The sequence below is a fragment of the Actinomadura fibrosa genome (genome assembly GCF_900659615.1).
GTDB lineage: Bacteria > Actinomycetota > Actinomycetes > Streptosporangiales > Streptosporangiaceae > Spirillospora > Spirillospora fibrosa.
The window spans coordinates 1-19127 of sequence record NZ_CAACUY010000176.1; the positions used below are offsets into that span (position 1 = coordinate 1).

At 74.4% G+C, this 19127-nt stretch carries 17 protein-coding genes and 1 pseudogene; 10 read left to right on the plus strand and 8 right to left on the minus strand.

Annotation, left to right across the window (positions count from 1 at the left end; translation table 11 throughout):
* Both E1300_RS50550 and E1300_RS50555 read left to right on the plus strand, forming a co-directional pair.
* A pseudogene (locus E1300_RS50550) lies at positions 1-736 on the plus strand (hypothetical protein); the annotation flags it as partial.
* Positions 737-747: 11 nt separating this feature from the next.
* Entirely contained in the window at positions 748-1713 is a 966-nt protein-coding gene (locus E1300_RS50555; protein WP_165503142.1) for a MinD/ParA family ATP-binding protein, read from the plus strand.
* Between the two features lie 4 nt (positions 1714-1717).
* On the opposite strand, the gene E1300_RS36010 is transcribed toward E1300_RS50555, so the two are convergent.
* Positions 1718-2554, minus strand: coding sequence for a hypothetical protein (locus tag E1300_RS36010; protein ID WP_131761591.1), 837 nt, complete (start codon positions 2552-2554; stop codon positions 1718-1720).
* A 64-nt stretch (positions 2555-2618) separates the two neighbouring features.
* On the opposite strand from E1300_RS36010, the gene eccCa reads away from it, so the two are divergent.
* From eccCa to E1300_RS36025, 3 genes are read left to right on the plus strand one after another with little or no spacing between them, the layout of a single operon-like run.
* The gene (gene eccCa, locus E1300_RS36015) at positions 2619-6629 is read left to right on the plus strand and encodes a type VII secretion protein EccCa (RefSeq protein ID WP_131761592.1); all 4011 of its coding nucleotides are present in this window, start codon (positions 2619-2621) and stop codon (positions 6627-6629) included.
* Positions 6619-7014 carry a hypothetical protein gene (locus E1300_RS36020; RefSeq protein ID WP_131761593.1) on the plus strand — a complete coding sequence of 132 codons (396 nt, stop codon included), beginning with the start codon at positions 6619-6621 and terminating at the stop codon, positions 7012-7014. The genes eccCa and E1300_RS36020 overlap by 11 nt, the downstream gene beginning before the upstream one ends.
* The gene (locus E1300_RS36025; protein ID WP_131761594.1) at positions 7011-8048 is read left to right on the plus strand and encodes a DUF6177 family protein; all 1038 of its coding nucleotides are present in this window, start codon (positions 7011-7013) and stop codon (positions 8046-8048) included. The genes E1300_RS36020 and E1300_RS36025 overlap by 4 nt, the downstream gene beginning before the upstream one ends.
* A gap of 68 nt (positions 8049-8116) precedes the next feature.
* Here E1300_RS36025 and E1300_RS36030 read toward each other — a convergent pair whose 3' ends face one another.
* The 3 genes from E1300_RS36030 to E1300_RS36040 form a co-directional block, all read right to left on the minus strand.
* Positions 8117-10237 carry a SpoIIE family protein phosphatase gene (locus tag E1300_RS36030; RefSeq protein ID WP_131761595.1) on the minus strand — a complete coding sequence of 707 codons (2121 nt, stop codon included), beginning with the start codon at positions 10235-10237 and terminating at the stop codon, positions 8117-8119.
* 134 nt (positions 10238-10371) lie between these two features.
* On the minus strand, positions 10372-10968 hold the full coding sequence (locus E1300_RS36035; RefSeq protein WP_131761596.1) for a TetR/AcrR family transcriptional regulator: 597 nt from the start codon (positions 10966-10968) through the stop codon (positions 10372-10374).
* A gap of 14 nt (positions 10969-10982) precedes the next feature.
* The gene (locus E1300_RS36040; RefSeq protein WP_278045412.1) at positions 10983-12542 is read right to left on the minus strand and encodes an MFS transporter; all 1560 of its coding nucleotides are present in this window, start codon (positions 12540-12542) and stop codon (positions 10983-10985) included.
* A gap of 255 nt (positions 12543-12797) precedes the next feature.
* Between E1300_RS36040 and panB the strand changes: the two genes are divergently transcribed.
* On the plus strand, positions 12798-13646 hold the full coding sequence (panB, locus tag E1300_RS36045; RefSeq protein ID WP_131761597.1) for a 3-methyl-2-oxobutanoate hydroxymethyltransferase: 849 nt from the start codon (positions 12798-12800) through the stop codon (positions 13644-13646).
* A gap of 70 nt (positions 13647-13716) precedes the next feature.
* On the opposite strand, the gene E1300_RS36050 is transcribed toward panB, so the two are convergent.
* The 3 genes from E1300_RS36050 to npdG form a co-directional block, all read right to left on the minus strand.
* A complete protein-coding gene (locus tag E1300_RS36050; protein ID WP_207400145.1) occupies positions 13717-14454 on the minus strand; it encodes a hypothetical protein in 738 nt (245 codons plus the stop codon).
* Between the two features lie 26 nt (positions 14455-14480).
* The gene (locus E1300_RS36055; RefSeq protein ID WP_131761598.1) at positions 14481-14825 is read right to left on the minus strand and encodes a hypothetical protein; all 345 of its coding nucleotides are present in this window, start codon (positions 14823-14825) and stop codon (positions 14481-14483) included.
* A 265-nt stretch (positions 14826-15090) separates the two neighbouring features.
* Positions 15091-15783, minus strand: coding sequence for an NADPH-dependent F420 reductase (gene npdG / locus E1300_RS36060; RefSeq protein WP_131761599.1), 693 nt, complete (start codon positions 15781-15783; stop codon positions 15091-15093).
* A gap of 99 nt (positions 15784-15882) precedes the next feature.
* On the opposite strand from npdG, the gene E1300_RS36065 reads away from it, so the two are divergent.
* Positions 15883-16470: a hypothetical protein gene (locus tag E1300_RS36065; protein WP_207400146.1), complete on the plus strand. Its 588-nt coding sequence runs from the start codon at positions 15883-15885 to the stop codon at positions 16468-16470.
* A 62-nt stretch (positions 16471-16532) separates the two neighbouring features.
* Here E1300_RS36065 and E1300_RS50560 read toward each other — a convergent pair whose 3' ends face one another.
* On the minus strand, positions 16533-16709 hold the full coding sequence (locus tag E1300_RS50560) for a hypothetical protein (protein WP_165503143.1): 177 nt from the start codon (positions 16707-16709) through the stop codon (positions 16533-16535).
* Between the two features lie 80 nt (positions 16710-16789).
* Here E1300_RS50560 and map point away from each other — a divergent pair, with 80 nt between their 5' ends.
* The 3 genes from map to E1300_RS36080 are packed head-to-tail and all read left to right on the plus strand — an operon-like array spanning position 16790 to position 19077.
* Positions 16790-17641: a type I methionyl aminopeptidase gene (gene map / locus E1300_RS36070; RefSeq protein ID WP_131761600.1), complete on the plus strand. Its 852-nt coding sequence runs from the start codon at positions 16790-16792 to the stop codon at positions 17639-17641.
* Positions 17642-17698: 57 nt separating this feature from the next.
* Positions 17699-18388, plus strand: coding sequence for a ComEA family DNA-binding protein (locus E1300_RS36075; RefSeq protein WP_131761601.1), 690 nt, complete (start codon positions 17699-17701; stop codon positions 18386-18388).
* A gap of 20 nt (positions 18389-18408) precedes the next feature.
* A complete protein-coding gene (locus E1300_RS36080) occupies positions 18409-19077 on the plus strand; it encodes a DNA polymerase ligase N-terminal domain-containing protein (RefSeq protein WP_131761602.1) in 669 nt (222 codons plus the stop codon).
* Positions 19078-19127: the final 50 nt, after the last annotated feature.

Consider the following 19127-nt stretch of genomic DNA (forward strand, 5'->3'; position numbering starts at 1 on the left):
CGTCGCCACCGACTGGGTCGCGATGACCGGGCTCTCCGAGGACGACCGCTACGTCATGGTCAATCCGTACTTCCACATGTTCGGGTTCAAGGCCGGGCTGCTCGCGGCGGCGGGCGGCGTGTCCGCCGCGTCCGGCCTCGACACGGCCCGCGTCGCCGCCGTCCTCGCGCTGGCCTGCGTCGTCCTGCTCAGCGTGGTGCTGCGGCTGGCACTGACCCTGTCGGGGCTCACGGTGCTGGACGACCGGCGCGGCGCGGGCGGCGCGGTGCCGCGCGGCGACGTGCTGCGCGCCATCGACCACGCGCACCGCACCATGATGATCGCCACCGTGGCGGTCGCGGTCGCCGCCGCCGTCGCCGGGCTCGGCGCGCTCACCCGCTTCGACGGCTGGACGGCCACGCTCGCCGCGCTCCTCGCGGTCGTCGTCGCGAGCCGCGCGCGGATGTTCCCGCTGATCGTGCAGAAGGCGGGCCTGTTCGCGTCCGCCGTGGTGATCGCGGCGGGCCTCGCCGTCCACTGGGCCGAGCACGTGTCCTGGGGCGCGGCGCCCGCGCTCGGCCTGCTGGTCGCGGGCCTCGCCCTCCCCGTCGCGGTGCTCGGCGCCGAGCAGTCCGACCACGTCCGCGCCCGGCTGCGCCGCGTGGTGAACCGGATCGAGGCGGTCGCCGTCGTACTGGTCGTCCCGGTGGCCATCGGGACGTTCGGTCTCGTCGACCGCCTGCTCCACACCTTCTGAGAGGCTCCGGTTTGGCTGAACTCGACCAGGACGGTCCGGGGCGGTCTCCCGCGCCCTTCGGCGGTCCCTGGCGGCCCGAGCCGGCGGCGGAGGACCTCGTCCGGCACGACGTGCACGGCGACCCGCTGCTGCGGCGGCTGAGCCGCGGCGCCGCGCGGCCGTTCCGGGCCTCGCAGGACGTCCAGGCGCTCGCCGAGCACGGCCGGTGGATCCAGCACCCCGTCACCACGGGCCGCCGCATCGCGGTCACCGGCATCCGCGGCGGCTGCGGCAAGAGCACCGTCGCGGCGCTGATCTCCGCGGTGTTCGCCCGCTACCGGCAGGACCGGGTGCTCGCCCTCGACCTCGACCCCGAACTCGGGTCGCTGCCCCTGCGCCTCGGCATCCCCGCCGGGCACTCCCTCGCCGACCTCGCCCGCGCCGGCCTCGGGACGGCGTCGTTCGCCGAGGTCGAGCCCTACCTCGCCCGGATGGGCGAGCGGCTCTGGGCCCTGCCCGGCTCGCAGGGCGCGGTCGGCGGCGCGGGCCTCGACGCGGACGTCTACCGCGCGGCGGGCCTGCCGCTCAGCCGGTTCTTCGGGGTGACCGTCACCGACTGCGGCGTCGGCGTCCACACCCCGCTGCACCACGGCGTCCTGGCCGCCGCGCACGCGCAGGTGCTCGTCACCCCCGCCACCCCGGAGGGCGCCGCGAGCGCCGGACGCGCGCTCGACTACCTCGCCGCGGGCGAGCTGCGGCACCTCGTCGCCCGCACGGTGGTCGTGTTCACCGTCCCCACCCCGAACGCCCGCCGCCTGATCAACGTCGGCCAGGCCCGCGAGATCCTCCGCGAGGTCGGCGCCGACGCGCTCGTCATGAACCACGACCGCCACCTCGCGATCGGCACCACGGTGGACCCGTCCCGCCTCGCGTACACGACCCGGGTCAGCGCAATAGCAATAGCCGCTGCCGCCCTAAACCGAGCCCTCCCCGCCTGACCGGCTACTTCCAGCGGCGGTGGCGGCGTTTTCCGGGGTCGAGCTTCTTCAGGGGGCGGTTGGGGTGCCAGTGGTAGGTGTCGGGGGTGCAGGGGTCTGGGTCGGTGGCGTGGAGGTGGGCGGCGGTCTGGGCGAAGGCTGGGAGGACGGCGCGGGAGCCTAGGGGGTACAGCAGGATCGTGCTGTGCGCGGGCATCGCGAAGAGGGCTCCGTCGGCGCCGGCGTCCGGGAGGAAGCGGGGCAGTTCGGTGAACAGGGCGGACACGTAGCGGCAGCCGGGCTTGGTGACGACGCGGATCTCGGCGTGCGGGGTGAGGGGCTCGTCGCGGACCTCGACGTCCGCGAGCTCGCGCTCGTAGGTGTTCGGCATGACGATCTCGCCGAGCCTGCGGAGGCCGAGGAGGCGCGCGCGGGCCTCGGTGAGGGGGCCGCCGTACTCCGGGTGGTCGATCATGACGAGGGCGTCGAAGTGGGGGCCGGCGGGCAGCGCGACGAGGGCGCGGCGCTCGGCGTCCGGGAGCTTCGGGACGACGCGGAGCCGCAGCAGCTCGCGGACGTCGCCGAGCAGCTCGATGTCGCCGATGGCGAGGGCGGCGCGGTCGGCGTTCTCACGGACCCACTCCTCGACCAGGCCCGGCCAGGACGGGCGGGGCGCGCGGGCGCAGCGTTCGAGGAGCGTCCAGGTGGACGCGGCGGGGCGGAACCGGCCGACGGGCATCACGACGCGGGCGAGGCCGGGGTCGAAGGAGGCGTCCGGGTAGAGGACGGGGAGCAGGTCGGAGAGGAGGGCGTGCACGTCCCCGGACACCTCGATCATCCGCATGTCCATGAGCGTCGCCATCTCCCTTACGCACCGTTTCTCCGACATTAGGGTGTAGGCCAGTCGTGAGCGTCGAGGAGCTGGTGTGACGACCCGGGTAGTGCACCGACCGGCCCGAACCGTGTACCCGCCGGGGGAACGGGAGCCCCGGCAGGTCGAGGCGCCGCCGACGCTGCCCGAGTCCGGCGGGACGGGCAGCCAGATGCTGACGGTGCTGCCGATGGTCGGGATGATGGGGTCGCTGACCATCATGACCGTGATGCGGAACCCGGCGTTCATCGGGCTGGGCGCGGTGATGCTCGTGGTGGCGGTGCTGGCGGGCGGCGGGCTGCTGCTGTCGCGGCGCGGGCAGGTGGGGCGGCAGCGCCGGAACCAGCGCGAGCGGTACCTGGAGTACCTGGAGGAGCTCCGCGAGACGCTCGCCGCCGAGGAGCGGGACGGGCGGGCGGCGGCGCGGGTGCTGGACCCGCCGCCGGAGGCGCTGTACGACGTGGTGCGCGATCCGGCGCGGCTGTGGGAGCGGCGGCGGAGGCATCCGGACTTCCTGCGGGTGCGGGTGGGGACGGGCCTGATGCCGGGCCATCCGCTGGTCGTGGGCGAGCAGGGGACGGCGCTGACGCCGACGGACCCGTTCATGCTGTCGGAGGCGCGGGCGCTGGTCGAGCGGTTCGCGACGGCGCCGGACATGCCGCTGACGGTGCCGCTGGACATGGCGGGCGACATCAGCGTGGTGGGTGAGCGGGAGGACGCGCTGCGGCTGATGCGGGCGCTGCTGGCGCAGCTCGCGGCATTCCACGCGCCGGAGGACGTGGCGGTGGCGTACGGCGGCCCGCGGGCGGGCGAGTGGGAGTGGCTGAAGTGGCTGCCGCACGCGCTGGACCCGCACCGGCGGGACGGCGGCGCGCCCGTCCGGCTGGTGGCGACGAGCCCGCTGCGGCTGGCGGCGCTGCTGGCCGACGACCTCCGGGAGCGGACGGACGTCGCGGCGGAGGTGCGGCGGGGGCTCGGGCGGCGCGAGTCGCTGGCGTTCCAGCGGCGGCTGGTGGTGGTGCACGACACGCACGGGGAGGTGGCGTCGGACCTGGTCCGTCCGGACGAGACCGTGCCGACCGCGGACCTGGCGGCGACGGTCGTGCACCTGGTGGCGCACCAGTCGCACGAGCCGGGCGACGTCGGCGTGCGGATCCGGGTGGACGGCGACCGGGTCGAGGTCGCGGACCTGCGCGGTGAGGCGCCGGTGACGATGACGGGGACGCTCGACGACGTCCCGGACGGGATGCTGGACGGGCTGGCGCGGATGCTGGCGCCGCTGCGGCTGTCCCGCGAGTCGGTGGAGGAGAGCGCGTCGCAGGGCGGCGACGTGGACTTCGCGTCGCTGGTGGGGGTCGAGGACCCGAGCGACGTGGACGTGGCGCGGCTGTGGGCGCCGCGCAGCGAGCGGGCGTTCCTGCGGGTGCCGATCGGGCTGGACGACGCGGGCCGTCCGGTGATCCTGGACCTGAAGGAGGCGGCGAGCCTCGGCATGGGCCCGCACGGGCTGTGCGTGGGCGCGACCGGGTCCGGCAAGAGCGAGCTGCTGCGGACGCTGGTGCTGGCGCTGGCGTGCACGCACGCGCCGGAGCAGGTGAGCATGGTGCTGGTCGACTACAAGGGCGGCGCGACGTTCGCGCCGTTCGGCGTCCTGCCGCACGTGGCCGGGGTCATCACGAACCTGGAGGACGACGCGGGCCTGATCGAGCGGGTCTACGCGAGCCTGTCCGGGGAGGTGCAGCGCCGCCAGCAGGTGCTGCGCGACGCGGGCAACATCGCCAGCATCGGCGACTACAACTACCAGCGGGCGCAGCGGCCGGACCTGGCGCCGCTGCCCCATCTGCTCGTCATCATCGACGAGTTCGGGGAGCTGCTGACGGCGCGGCCCGACTTCATCGAGCTGTTCCTGTCGATCGGGCGGATCGGGCGGAGCATCGGCGTGCACCTGCTGCTGTCCAGCCAGCGGATCGAGAGCGGGAAGCTGCGGGGCCTGGAGACGTACCTGTCGTACCGGATCGGGCTGCGGACGTTCTCGGAGGAGGAGAGCCGCACCGTCCTCGACAGCCCGGACGCGTTCCACCTGCCCGCTCTGCCCGGGTTCGGATACCTGAAGGTCGACACGAGCGTCTACACGCGGTTCAAGGGCAGCTACGTGTCCGGGCCGTACCGGGGGCTGGTGGCGGCGGAGGAGGTCACGGCGGGTGCGCCGCCCGTCCGCCCGTACCCGGTGTACAACCTGGCGGAGGCGGCGGGCCCGCGCGGCGGCGACGAGCCGGACCTGCCGGAGCGGACGTCCGGGCCGACGCTGCTGGACGTGACGGTCGGCGGGCTGGCGCGGCACGGCCGGCGGATCCAGACGATCTGGCTGCCGCCGCTGCCGGCGATCGCGACGCTGGACGGCGTGTGCGGCCCGGTGTCGGTCACCGGCGGCGGCATGCGGCTGCCCGTGGAGCGGCTGCCGCTCCAGGCGCCGATCGGGCTGCTGGACGACGCGCGGCGGCAGTGGCAGGGCGTGTGGCGGCTGGACCTGTCGGCGGCGGGCGGCCACGTCGCGGTGATCGGCGGGCCGCAGACGGGCAAGACGACGCTGCTGCGGACGCTGGCGCTGTCGCTCGCGCTGACCCACACCCCCGCCGAGGTCGCCGTGTACGGGATCGACCTGCTCGGCGGCGGCCTCCAGGTCCTGGACGGGCTGCCGAACGTCGGCGGGGTCGCGGGGCGCGCCGACCGGGAGCGCGTCCGGCGGACCGTCGAGGAGGTGCACGGGATGCTGGAGCACCGGCAGGAGGTGTTCCGGCGGCGCGGCATCGACGGGGTGCGGCGGCTGCGGCGGCTGCACGCGGCAGGGCAGGTGCCGGAGCTGCCGAGCGCGGACGTCGTGCTGGTCGTGGACGGGTTCGGCGCCGTCCGCACCGACTTCGAGGAGATCGACGACATGGTGTCCGACCTGCTCCAGCGCGGCGGCGGGTACGGGGTGCACGTCGTCGCGGGGATGCTGCGCTGGAACGACGTGCGGATCGCGGCGCAGTCGACGTTCGGGCAGCGGATCGAGCTGCGGCTGAACGACCCGTCCGACTCGACGGTGGACCGCAAGCTCGCCGAGACGATCAGCGCGGAGCTGCCGGGCCGCGCGCTGACCGACACGAAGCTGTTCGGGCACGTCGCGGTGCCGGCGCTCGGCCGGATGCCGGACCCGTCCGCGCTCGGCGACGCGGCGGAGTCGGCGGTGCGCGCGGTGGCGGGCGCGTGGACGGGCCCGACGGCGCCGCCGGTGCGGGTCCTGCCGCACGAGCTGCCCGCCGCGGGCCTCCCCGGCCCGGACGAGGAGCCCCGGCGGGTGCCCATCGCGGTGGACGAGCGGTCGTTCGCGCCGGTGCCGCTGGACCTGTTCGACACCGACCAGAACCTGCTGGTCCTCGGCGACGGCGGCTGCGGGAAGTCGAGCCTGCTGCGGCTCGTCGCGCAGGGGCTGATGGCGCGGTACTCCCCCGACGAGCTGGTGTTCGCGGTGATGGACCCGCGGCGGTCGCTGCGCGACGTCGTCCCGGAGCCCTACCTCGGCGGCTACGCCGCGACGCCGCGGGTGTGCGCGGGCCTCGCGGGCGGCGTGGCGAAGGAGCTGGAGGACCGGATGCCCGACGACGCCGCCGAGGCGGACGCGGGCGCCGGGCGCGGGATCGGCGGGCCGCGGATCGTGGTGCTCGTCGACGACTACGACCTGCTGACCACCGCGAACCAGCAGCCGCTCGCGCCGTTCGTGCCGTTCGTGCCGAGCGGCCGCGACATCGGCCTGCACTTCGTGGTGACGCGCCGCGTCGCGGGCGCGTCCCGGGGCCTGTACGACCCGCTCGTCCAGGCGATGCGGGAGATCGGCAGCGGCGTGCTGCTGATGTCCGGCGACCGCTCGGAGGGGCAGCTGTTCCCGCGCGTGTACGCCGATCCGCGGCCGCCGGGCCGCGGGCTGTGGATCCGCCGCGGCGAGCCCCCGCGGCTGGTGCAGGCGGCGCTGCCGGACGGTCCCGCCGCCGTCCCGGCCGCCGCCGGGGAGGAGAGCCGTGACGTATGACCTGGTCGTGCTGACGCAGCGCGCCCCCGACGTCCGGGCCGTCGTCGACAGCATGGTGGACGCCGGCGAGGCGCTGCGCGTGCGCGGCTCCGGCGAGGGCGCGGTCATCCAGCTGTGCGACGACGACGGGCGCGCCCTCGTTAGCATCGAGGCGGCGCAGCGCGTGGACGTGGCGGGCGAGGTGGAGCGGCTGCTCGGCGGCGGCGTCACCGCGGGCCTGACGGTCCCGTACTGGTGGACGGAGGCGCGGGCGTCGGGCGGCGCGGAGGGCGCGCCCGCGATCGCGCACCGGTTCGCGGACGCGATGGTCGCCCGGCTCGGCGGCGCGGTGTGGCCCGTGCCCGAGGCCCGGCCGGGCGGCGGCACGGACGGCGGTGCGCGGTGAGCGGGCATCCGGCGGTCGACATCGTGACGGCGAAGAGCGCCGTCGTGATCCAGGACCGGGCGCTGACGCCGATGTCGTCGTGGCTGTCCGACGTCGCGGCGCGGACCGCGGACGGCGGGCTGGTGATGCAGGTGCTGACGCCGCACGACGGCCGGATCACGCTGCCGCTGCGGATGGTGCTCGGCGGGCCGCGGGCGCGGTGGGTCGTGCAGGAGCCGGGCGACGGCTACTTCGACGGCTTCTCCGGCCTCCCGCTCACCTGGGACGGCGCCGCGTTCGTGCTGGCGCCCCAGGCGAAGGACGGCCCGTCCGAGACGTTCCTGCGGCCGGACGGGGACGTGGGCCGCCACCTCGTCGTCGACCTGCGGGTCGTCCACGAGGCCGCGACCGGCCTGGAGCTCGGGTCGGTGGTGGAGTCGGCGGCGGAGGCGCTCGCCGGGGCCGCGCCCGCCTGCTGGGGGACGGCGGAGCCCGCGCTGTCGCGCTGGGACCGCGCCGAGGTGACCGCGCTGTGCCGCCGCCGCGCGCCGCAGGCGACGTGGCTGGTGTTCATGGGCGGGCACGGCGAGGGCGAGGCGTCGTTCGGCGGGACGGTCCGGGTGTCGCGGGTGACGTCCGGGGTGAAGGAGAGCATCACGTTCGCCGTCGCGCTCCCCGGCGACGCCCCGCCGCCGCTGGACGCGCTGGAGGCGCTCGCCGCCCGGCACGCGGCGGAGGGGACGCTCCTGACGATGACCGCGCAGTGGACGCCGGGCCGCGCCGACCTCACCTACCCGGCGCGGTGGCTCGGACGGCCCGACCCGCTCGCACTCGCCGTCGGTCCCTCGGGCGTCGCGGACACGGGCCTGGACCACGCCCTCGCTGCGGAGGTGCCGGGACGCGTGATCGGCCCGTCCGCGTCACCGGGCGTCTGGTACGGGCTCGCGGACGCCGAACCTGGGACGGGCTGGACGCGCCTCGGCGGCCTGATGCGCCACCTCGCGCCGCAGGCCGCGCCCCCGCCCGGCGCCGACGGCAAGGGCGACGGCGGCTAGGAGCCGCCGAACGAGCGCCGGACGAGCCGCTGGGCGAGCGCCCAACGGCCCGTCCGACCCCTGGCCCGTCAGTCGCGGTGGTGGTTCTCGCCCGGCCAGGTGGACGCGGGTTCGGCGGGGTCGGGGTCCACGCCCGGGACGATCTGCTCGCTCCACACGACCTTGCCCGCGGCCGTCCGCCGGGTGCCCCAGCGGTGCGCGAGCTGGCTGACGACGAGGAGCCCGCGGCCGTTCTCGTCGTCGTCCTCGGCGTGCCGCAGCCGCGGCAGGGCGGCAGAACGGTCCAAAACCTCACAGACCAGCGTCCGCTCCAGGAGCAGCCGCAGCTCGATCGGGCCGGGCGCGTACCGCAGCGCGTTCGTGATCAGCTCCGAGGTCAGCAGCTCGGTGGTGTAGGCGAGGTCGCCGAGCCCCCACACCTCCAGCCGGTCGCGGACCAGGCCGCGGGCGCGGCGCACGGCGGCGGGGTCGGCGGGCAGCGTCCACGAGACGCAGCGGTCCTCGGGCAGCCGCCGCAGCTTGGAGATCAGCACCGCGATGTCGTCGCGGTGGTGGTCGGCGTAGACGCCCGCGAGCGTGGCCTTGGCGAGGTCCTCCATCGGGCGCTCGGTGCTGCCCGGGCCGAAGATGCCCTGGAGCCGCGCGAGGCCGTCGTCGATGTCGCGGCCGCGGTTCTCGACGAGGCCGTCGGTGTAGATGACGAAGACGCTGCCGTCCTCGACGGTGAACTCGCGGCTCTCGATGGCGGCGCCGCCGGACACGCCGAGCGGCGGCGCGGGCGGGATCTCCAGGTACTCCCCGGCGCCGCTCGGGCCGACCAGCAGCGGCGGCAGGTGCCCCGCCGAGGCGATCTCGATCGTGCCGGTGGTCGCGTCGTACACCGCGTACACGCAGGTCGCGAAGTGCGGCTCCTGCTCGCCCAGCTCGATCATCAGCTCGTGCATGACGTGCAGGGCGTCCGCCGGCGGCAGCTCCAGGTTCGCGAGCGTGTGCAGGGCGGTGCGGAGCCGCCCCATCGTGACGGCGGCGCGCACGCCGTGGCCCGCGACGTCCCCGACGATCAGGGCCACGCGGGCGCCGGGCAACGCGATCGACTCGTACCAGTCGCCGCCGACCTCGACGAGCTTGCTGCCGGGCAGGTAGCGGTGCCGGACCTCGACCGACGACGGCGCGGACAGCCGGTTCGGCAGCAGGCTCCGCTGGAGCGCGAGCGCCGTCGCCCGCTCCCGGCTGAACCGCCGGGCGTTGTCGATGACGATCGCGGCGCGGGCCGCGAACTCCATGCCGATCTCGACGTCGTAGGCGTCGAACTTGCGGAACCCGGGGACGCGCGTGCACGCGATGAAGCCGAGCAGGGTGTCGCGCGCGATCATCGGCAGCAGCACCATCGAGACGCCGTTGAGCAGCTCGCCCGCCGGGGTGCGCCGCCACCGGCGGCCGATGTCGCCGGCCGCCTCCATGTCGATGTGCGGGAGGTGGACGGGCCGGGCGGTCTCCATCACCTGCCGGTACGGGGTGCCCTCGGGGAACACGAGCACCTCGCCGACGGGGAACGTGGCCGTCCACATCGGGTTGCCGTCGTCGGAGGTGACCGCGATGCGGCGCAGCACCGCCGAGCCCGACTCGGTGTGCACCTCGTCGGCGGCGACGAGGCTCTCCAGCACCAGCACCGACGCGGCCGTGCAGAAGTGCGGGACGATGACGTCGACGAGCCCGCGGGCGGACTGGTCGAGGTCGAGCGAGGCGCCGAACCGGGTGAGCGGGTCGTCCATCAGCGCCCGGCGCATGAGCGCCGGGTCCTGGTAGCGCTCGCTCGGCGGCAGCGCCACCCGCACGAACAGCAGCCCCGCGGGGGACGCGCCCTCGCCGCCGCCGACCATCGGCTGCGCGGTCACGACCGCGTCGGTGGTCGCGCCGTCGGTGGGCGCGCCCGCGTCGCCGCGCACCACCGTGAGCACGGCCGTCCGCTCCTGGCCGAGGGAGATCGCCTCCAGCAGCCCCTCCAGCTCGGCCTTCGCGTCCTCGTTGACCAGGTCGCCGGCGGGCCGGCCGAGGAGGTCTTCGGGGGTTCGTCCGAGGACGGCCTTCACGTTCGGCCCGCACTGCACGACCCGCCGGGCACCGTCGATGCCCAGGACCAGGGTCCTGGACGCGGAATCGGTGGCGGGCGCATCGCCTCGCGGCGCCATGACGGATCTCACCTGACGCGCTCCAGAAAGCCGTTCGTCTTAGCATTACCCAGCGACAGTATGGTGCATGGCACGGGATCCAGGTGAGAAGATCACGTCTACCAGGGGCGGAAAACCGCGCGAGAGGGGCGCGGTCAGGCCCCCGGAGCGCCGATTCCGCGCAGCAGCGTGTCCACGACGGCCTCCGCGTGACCCTCGGGGAACGGCTCCTGCGGCGTGCGGTTGGCCAGCGTCCCGACGAACATCATGACGCCGATCTCCAGGTCGAGGTCGGCGCGCAGCTCGCCGCGCTCCACCCCGCGCCGCAGCACCCCCCGGATCACCTCGCGGCGCGGCTCGATGACGTCCTGGCGGTAGCGGGCGTACAGCTCGGGATGCTTCTCCGCGCCGCCCACCACGTTCCAGAAGCACCGCGCGTACTTGCGCTGCCGCTCGGCGCCGATCGTCCTGGCGAGTTCGAGCAGGTCGCCGCGGACGGAGCCGCCGGACGGCTCGACCATCGGCGCCTTCGCCTCGCCCAGCGCGTGGACGATCAGCGCCTCCTTGTTGGGCCAGCGCCGGTAGATCGTCGTCTTGCCGACGCCGGCCCGGGCCGCGACCGCCTCGATGGAGACGCCCGCGACCCCGGACTCCGCGGCGAGCAGGTCGAGCGTGGCCTCCACGATGGCCCGCTCGGCGCGCTCGCTGCGCGGCCGTCCCGCCGCCCGTACCGGCTGCTCAGTTCTGGTCATCGCCCGTCACGCTCTCATACCCCGGCCGTCTCCTGCGCCTCGACGCCGTCCTTCGCGGGGGCGTCCGGGGCCGGGGCACGGCCCGGCATCCACTTCAGCACGACCATGGCGCCGAGGAACGACACGACGGCGGCGGCGATCGACGCGGTGTGCATGGCGTGCACGAACGCCGCGTCCGCCGGGGCGACCAGGCCGGGGTCGCCGAGCCGGGCCGCGACCGCGTGGGCGCCCTCGATGGACTCCCCGGCGGCGTCGCGGGCGCCCGCGGGCAGCGCCGCGAGCCGGTCGGCCAGGTCGCCGCGGTAGACGGACGCGACGATGGAGCCGAGCACGGCCACGCCCATCGCGACCGCGACCTGCCGGGCGGTGTTGTTGATCGCCGAGCCGGCGCCGGCCTTCTCCCGCGGCAGCGCCGACATCACCGACTCCGTCGCGGGCGGCATCACGTTCGCCATGCCGGCGCCCTGCACGAAGAAGACGACGCCGAGCACCCACAGCGGCGTGTCCGTCCCGACGAGCTGGTAGCACCCGAGCGCGACGGTGACCAGCAGCAGGCCGGTCGTGCAGACGGCCTTGGCGCCGAACCGGCGGACCATCGCGGCGCTGCGCGGCGAGAACAGGAGCTGGGCGGCCGCGAACGGCAGCACCATCGCGCCGGACTCCAGCGGGCTCAGCCCGCGCACCGACTGCATGTAGAAGTTGGAGAAGAAGAAAACGCCGGTCGCCGCGAAGAAGCACAGCGCGATGGACGCCACGGCGGCCGACATCCGCGGGTCGCGGAACAGCCGGACGTCGAAGGCGGGCGACGCCGTCCGCGCCTCGTGCAGGACGAACAGGGCGAGCACCGCGGCGCCCGCGGCGATCGGGCCGAGCACGCCCGGCACCAGCCAGTCGCCCTTCTCGCCGCCCTGGATGATCCCGTACGACAGGGCGACCAGGCCGACGACCGACAGCGCCACGCCGAGCGGGTCGAGCCGTCCGGGCTCGGGGTTGCGCGACTCCGGCACGAGCAGCGCCATCAGCACGATGCCGAGCGTGATGACCGGCACGTTGATCAGGAAGACCGAGCCCCACCAGAAGTGGGCGAGCAGCAGGCCGCCGGTCAGCGGACCGATGGCGACGGCGAGGCCGACCGCGCCGGCCCAGATGCCGATGGCCCGGGCGCGCTCGTGCGGCTCGAACACGTTCGTGATGATCGACAGCGTCTGCGGCATCACCGCGGCGCCGCCGAGGCCCATCAGGGCGCGGGCGTAGATGAGCTGGTCGGGCGACTGCGCGTACGCCGAGGCCAGCGAGGCGAGCGCGAAGACGGCCATGCCGCCGATCAGCACGCGCCTGCGGCCGAGCCGGTCGCCGATCACCCCGAAGGTGAACAGCATGCCGGCGAAGACCAGCGTGTAGGAGTTGATCGACCACTCGAGCTGGCTCTGGGTCGCGCCGAGGCCCTTCTCGGGGTCGGCGATGGTCTTGAGCGCCACGTTCAGGATGGTGTTGTCGAGCACCACCACCAGCAGGCTCATGGTCAGCACGCCGAGGATGTACCACCGGCGCCGCTGGATGGTCGTGGGGTCCACGTGCGCTCCTCCGGATCGCGGTCGCGGGGGGACGATCGATACGTCCGCGTTTCGTAATGAGCGTACGACCGTTCCGGGCGATACGCAACCGTATCGTTTCGCAATGGCCGGCGGCCCCGCTCCAGGAGGTCCGCGGGCCGGCCGGGAGGCGGGAGATCGGGAATGGCGCGGGGTTCCCGAATCGTTGCGAAAGTGGCACGATCGGTTCCGTCCGGGTACGCCACCGTGGCGCCTCGAGACCGGAGGTTCACACCCATGTCTTCTTCTGCTGCGCCCGCACAGCCGACCGCCCTGTACGGCGGTAAGGGCGGACGGCGGGTCACCGTACGCGACATCGCGGCCGCCAAGGAGCGGCACGAGAAGTGGCCCATGCTCACCGCGTACGACGCGCTCACCGCGCGGGTCTTCGACGAGGCCGGCATCCCCGTCCTGCTCGTCGGCGACTCCGCCGCGATGGTCGTCTACGGCTACGACTCGACGATCCCCGTCACGGTCGACGACCTGCTCCCGCTGACCGCCGCCGTCGTCCGCGGCTCCAAGCGCGCCATGGTCGTCGCCGACCTGCCGTTCGGCTCGTACCAGACGGGCGTCGCCGAGGGGCTCGCGGCCGCCACCCGCTTCCTCAAGGAGGCCGGCGCCCACGCGGTCAAGCTGGAGGGCGGCCGCCGGGTGCTGCCGCAGGTCGAGGCGATGGTCGAGGCGGGCATCCCGGTGATGGCCCACCTCGGCCTCACCCCGCAGTCCGTCAACGCCTTCGGCGGCTACCGCGTCCAGGGCCGCGGCGAGGCGGGCGAGGAGCTGATGGCCGACGCCAAGGCCCTGGAGGCCGCCGGCGCGTTCTCGGTCGTGCTCGAATGCGTCCCCGAGGACCTCGCGGCCCGCGTCACCGCGTCGCTGTCCATCCCCACCATCGGGATCGGCGGCGGCAACCAGACCGACGCCCAGGTCCTCGTCTGGCAGGACATGGCCGGCCTCACCCCGCACACCGCCAAGTTCGTCAAGAAGTTCGCGGACATGAACACCGTGCTCGGCGACGCCGCCCGCGCCTACGCCGACGAGGTCGTCCGCGGCATCTACCCGGCCCCGGAACACTCCTACCGCTGAGTTAAGTCGATCACGGCCCAGGGGGCTCGCCCCCTGGGCCGTGCGTGTTCGAGGACGCTCGGGCGGGGGTTTAGCGGTCGGGGTTTGCTCGGACGGGTTCGGCGCGGGTCTCGCCGTCGGCCTCGTGGCCTTGGCCGTTGCGGGGCGGGGGGACGCGGCGCGGGCCCGCGTCCACCGCGATCTCGTCGCGCAGCGTCTCCACCGCCGACCGGAGGACGTCGGGACCGGCGACGTTCATCAGCAGCAGCCCGAGGTTCAAGGCCATCTGCCCGTCGGTCATCTCGCTGCCCGCGAGCGCGTCCACGGCGGTGCGCAGGTCGGCCTGGTCCTCGGCGGACACGTTCTGGAGCAGGCCGAGGCAGTAGGTCGGCAGCGCGAGCCGGGACCGGGCGAACGAGACGCCCCGCATGATCTCCCCCGCCTCCTGGGCGCGGGTCTTGGCCTGCATCCGGTCGACGCCGCGGTCGGCGGCGGCGAGCAGCGAGGTCAGCAGCGTGCTCGGGCCGACCGCGACGTCCTCGTCCCCGACCCGGACGGTGAACACCGCGCTGCGGAACACCATCATCGAGCCGAGGCTCGCCACGAGCACCTGGGTGGCCGCGGCGACGTCCGCCGCCTGGACGCCGAACCGCCAGTCGAACGTGTGCAGGAGCAGCAGCGACGCGGCGCCGGCGCCCCCGTTGATCAGCACGTACGCCCAGGTGCTCGGCACCCGCACCAGCGTGGTCGGCCGGTCCCGGTAGCGGCTGACGAGCTCGGCGACGCCCACGAGGCAGCTCAGCGAGACCGCGACCACGTACCCGATCATCCGGCTCCGATCATCGGTCGGGGGTCTCAGCGGCCGTGCTCGGTGAGCCTGACGACCTCGTCGACCTCCCGCTCCACGGCGACCAGGCCGCGCTCGCGCAGCGCCTCGACGGCGTCGGCGACCTCCAGCAGCCCGAGCCGGGTGGCGTGGTGGATCTGCTCCAGCGACAGCGGGCCGCCCGCGGCGCGGAGCTGGTCCAGGACGCGGCGGTACGCGTCCGCGGCGCCGGGGTCGTCACCGCCCCCGGCGGCGTGGCCCCGCGCGCGGCCCGGCTCGCCGGCCGGCCCCGCGCCGGGGGGCTTCATCCCGGCGTCCCGTCCGGGCGGCGCGAGGAACGCGCTCCACGGGTCGGCCGATCGGATCTCTCTCATCTCCACCTGCCCTGTCGCCCTACCGATCATAAGCCGCGCCGGAGCCGGCGCGGCGGGATGGCCGGATATGTCCGCGAGCCGGGCGGCGGCGCCCCATCGCGCCCGCCGCCCGGCTCCGCCGCGCTCCAACGTCAGGAGTTAGGACGCAGCCGGCCCGGCCGCCGCTCCTTGTTTCCCGCTGGTATTCCCCAACGGCGCCGGGCCGTCGCCCGTGAACGGATGCCGCCGGACGCCGGTGAGCGGAGGGTGGATCGGGCGGCGGCGCTCAGACGTCGGTGATGCGCAGTCCCGCGTGGGCCTTGTAGCGGCGGTTCATCGAGATCAGGTTCGCCGTGAACGCCTCGATCTGGTGGGCGTTGTGGAGGCGCCCGCCGTAGACCCCGCGCATCCCGGGGATCCGTCCCGCGAGCGCCTGCACCAGGTCGGTGGCCTCGCGGTCGTTGCCCAGCACGAGGATGTCCAGCTCCATCTCGTCCACCTCGGGATCGAGCAGCAGGACGGCCGAGACGTGGTGGAACGCGGCGACCACGCGGCTGTCGGGCAGGACGGCCGCGGCCTGCTCGGCGGCGCTGCCCTCCTCGACCGGCAGGGCGTAGGCGCCCTTGCCCTTCTCGAAGCCCAGCGGGTTCACGCAGTCCACGACGATCTTCCCGGCCAGCTCCGCGCGCAGCGACTCCAGCAGGGCCCTGTGCCCGTCCCACGGCACCGCGACGATCACCACGTCGCCCTCGGTCGCGGCGACGGGGTTCTCCGCGCCGGAGACCGGCAGGTCCGCGCCGAGGTCGTCGGCGGCCTGCTGCGCCCGCTCCGCGCTGCGCGAACCGATGATCACCCGGTGCCCGGCGAGCGCGAACCGCCGCGCGAGGCCCTTCCCCTGGTCCCCGGTACCGCCCAGGATGCCGATCGTGACGCCGCTCGCGTCCGGAAGGTCGTAGGGCGTCCTCTGCTGCTCAGTCATGCCGCCGAGTCTGCCAGGCGGCCCCCCGGGCGCCCCCATCCGGCCTCCCGCGTCGGCGGAACCGGCTGATCGGCGCGCTCCGTGCGGCACCATGGTGGCGTGGACGCCGAGCAGGTCACGATGTTGCGCGAGGTGCTCTCCGCCACCGGGTGGCTGGAGCGGACCCGGGAGTTCGGGCGGGCGCTGCGGGTCACCTCCCGCACCCCCGGCGGGCTGCTGCTGGTCGGCACGCCCGGCGACGACCCCTGGCACCTCGCCGCCCACCTCGACGACGAGAGCCGCCTCGGCGGGGCCCCGGGCCTCGCGCCGACGCTGGTGCGCTGGTCGCCGCCGCCCGACGCGCCGCCGCACCTGAGCGTCGGGCTGGAGCGGCTGGAGGCCGCCGAGCGCGGCGAGACGCTGTTCGTCGTCGCCGAGGAGCGGGCGCCCGTCCCGCTCCTCGAACGGGTCGACGACGCCCGCCGCGTCGGCGCGCGGATCCTCGCCCTGGACGGCGGCGACCGCGACCTCCAGGGCCTCGCGCACGAGGCCCTGACGGTCCCGGCCGAGGAGCCGCTCGTGTCCTTCGACGGCGCCCAGCACCTGGTGAGCGCCGCCGCGGGCGAGGAGGCCGGACGGTCCCCGCGCGGGCTGCGCGCCCGCCTCGCCCGTTTCCTCGAAGCGGTCAGCGGCCCGACCGTCGACTGACGGCCGGGCTCCCGCCGAATCCCGCCCGGGGCGCTCGCCGAACCGCGATCGGCCCGGGCGTCCTACTCCTCGTCGCCCTTGCGCCAGGCCTCGTTGCGCTCCCGCGCCAGCGCGAGCGCCCCCGCCGCGGCGCTCTCGGACTCGTACGGGCCCATCCGGTCCTTGTTCGGGCAGCCCGCCCCGTGCTCGACCCGCATGTGCTTCAGGCAGAACCACCAGTCACCGTCGTCGGCCGCCATCGACCCTCCCTCGCTCGTGCCCTCGATCTTGTCAAGGCACGGCATTCGTGCCCCGATCCCGCTGACTACACTCCATGACTATGACGACCCAGCTACTCCGACCCGGCCACGTCTCCCCCATGCGGAAGGTCCCCGCGCACATCCCGCGTCCGGAGTACGTCGGGAAGAAGCGTCCCCGCACCGGCGAGCCCGACGTGAAGTCGCCGGAGATCATCGAGAGGATGCGGGTGGCGGGCAGGATCGCCGCGCAGGCGCTGGAGGAGGTCGGCAAGCACGTCCGGCCGGGCGTCACCACCGACGAGCTGGACGTCATCGGGCACGAGTTCATGCTCGACCACGGCGCCTACCCGTCCACGCTCGGCTACCGGGGCTTCCCCAAGTCGCTGTGCACCTCGATCAACGAGGTGATCTGCCACGGCATCCCGGACGACACCGTCCTGCGCGACGGCGACATCGTCAACGTCGACATCACCGCGTTCGTCGACGGGGTGCACGGCGACACCGACGCGACGTTCCTGTGCGGCGACGTGGACGAGGAGTCCCGCCTCCTCGTCGAGCGGACGCACGAGGCCATGATGCGCGGCATCCGCGCGGCCAGGCCGGGACGGGCGCTGAACGTGATCGGCCGGGTGATCGAGTCGTACGCGAAGCGGTTCGGGTACGGGGTCGTCCGCGACTTCACCGGGCACGGGATCGGCACGACCTTCCACTCCGGCCTCGTCGTCCCGCACTACGACGACCCGAACGCGACCACGATCATCGAGCCGGGGATGACGTTCACCGTCGAGCCGATGCTGACGCTCGGCACGTTCGAGTACGACATCTGGCCGGACGGCTGGACCGTCGTCACCAAGGACCGCAAGCGCACCGCGCAGTTCGAGCACACGATCCTGGTGACCGACGACGGCCACGAGATCCTCACCCTGCCGTAACGCAACTCTCGATCCAGAGTCCGAATCGCCCCACTCCCCGGCCGGGAGAATCCCTGAATGAACGCGCCAGCGCCGTACGAGCCCAAGGTCCCGTCCGACAGCATGCCCCCGGGGCGGGCGGCGCTGAGCGTGACGTGGGCGGCGCTGCCGTTCCTGACCCTCGGGTACGCGACGCCGTTCACGTTCGCGGCGGCGGCGCTGTGGCGGCGCAGCCTGCACCTCCTGGTCGCCTCCGCCGCCTACATCGGCATCTTCGCGGTGATGTGCTTCCTGCTGCCGGACATCGGCGACGAGGAGGGGCCGCGCAGCGCGGTGGGCGTGCTGATGTTCCTGCTGGCGGTCGTGGGCTGCGCGCACGCGTTCCTGATCCGGCTCCGGGTGTTCGACCCCGACGGGATGTCGGGCGTCGACAACGACGCCGTGGTGGAGCGGGTGCGGCGGCAGCGGCTGCTGCGGCAGAAGGCGCGCGAGCTGGCCGCGTCCGACCCGGGGCTCGCCAAGGAGCTGCGCATCGGGCGCCCCGACCTGCCGCGCCAGTACCAGGACGGCGGGCTGGTCGACGTCAACCACGCGTCCGCGCAGGCGCTGACGCTGCTGCCTGGCATCACCCCGGAGCTGGCGGCCACGATCGAGCGGGTGCGCGCCGAGACGGGCGGGTTCGTGTCCGCCGAGGAGCTGTCCGCGGTGGCGGGCCTGCCGCCCGCGCTCACGGGCGATATCGCCGACTACGCCGTCTTCATCCGCTGACGGCGGGTACGTAGCGGGGCGTGACGGCGAAGAAGGACAGCACGAAGGACGGCGGCAAGAGGAAGACCGGCGGGAAGAGGGACGGCGGGAAGAAGGACGGCGCGGCCGGGAGCGCGGGCTCCGGCGGCCGCGACCCGCTCGCCGAGTACCGGGGCAAGCGCGACCCGGGCAGGACCCCCGAACCCGTCCCGGACGAGAAGGCGCTCCCCCACGGCGACGACGACACGTTCGTCGTCCAGGAGCACCACGCGACCAGCCTCCACTGGGACCTGCGGCTGGAACGCGACGGCGTGCTGGTCTCGTGGGCCGTCCCGAAGGGCCTCCCCTGGACGCCGGAGACCAACCACCTCGCCGTCCACACCGAGGACCACCCGCTGGAGTACGCGGCGTTCGAGGGCGAGATCCCGGCCGGCGAGTACGGCGGCGGCACGATGACGGTCTGGGACCGCGGGACCTACGAGACCGAGAAGTGGAACGAGCGCGAGGTCAAGATCGTGCTGCACGGCGGGCGCGTCTCGGGCCGCTACGTGCTGTTCAGGACGGGCGGCAAGAACTGGATGATCCACCGGATGGACCCGCCCGCCGACCCGGACGCCGAGCCGCTGCCGGAGGTGCTCCGGCCCATGCTGCCGGTCGAGCGGGCGCGGCTCAGGACGCAGCCGCAACTAGCGCTTACCTCGCAACGATGATTGAGTGACCGATATGGACCTTTCCAGAATGATCTGGCGGAAGAGCAGCA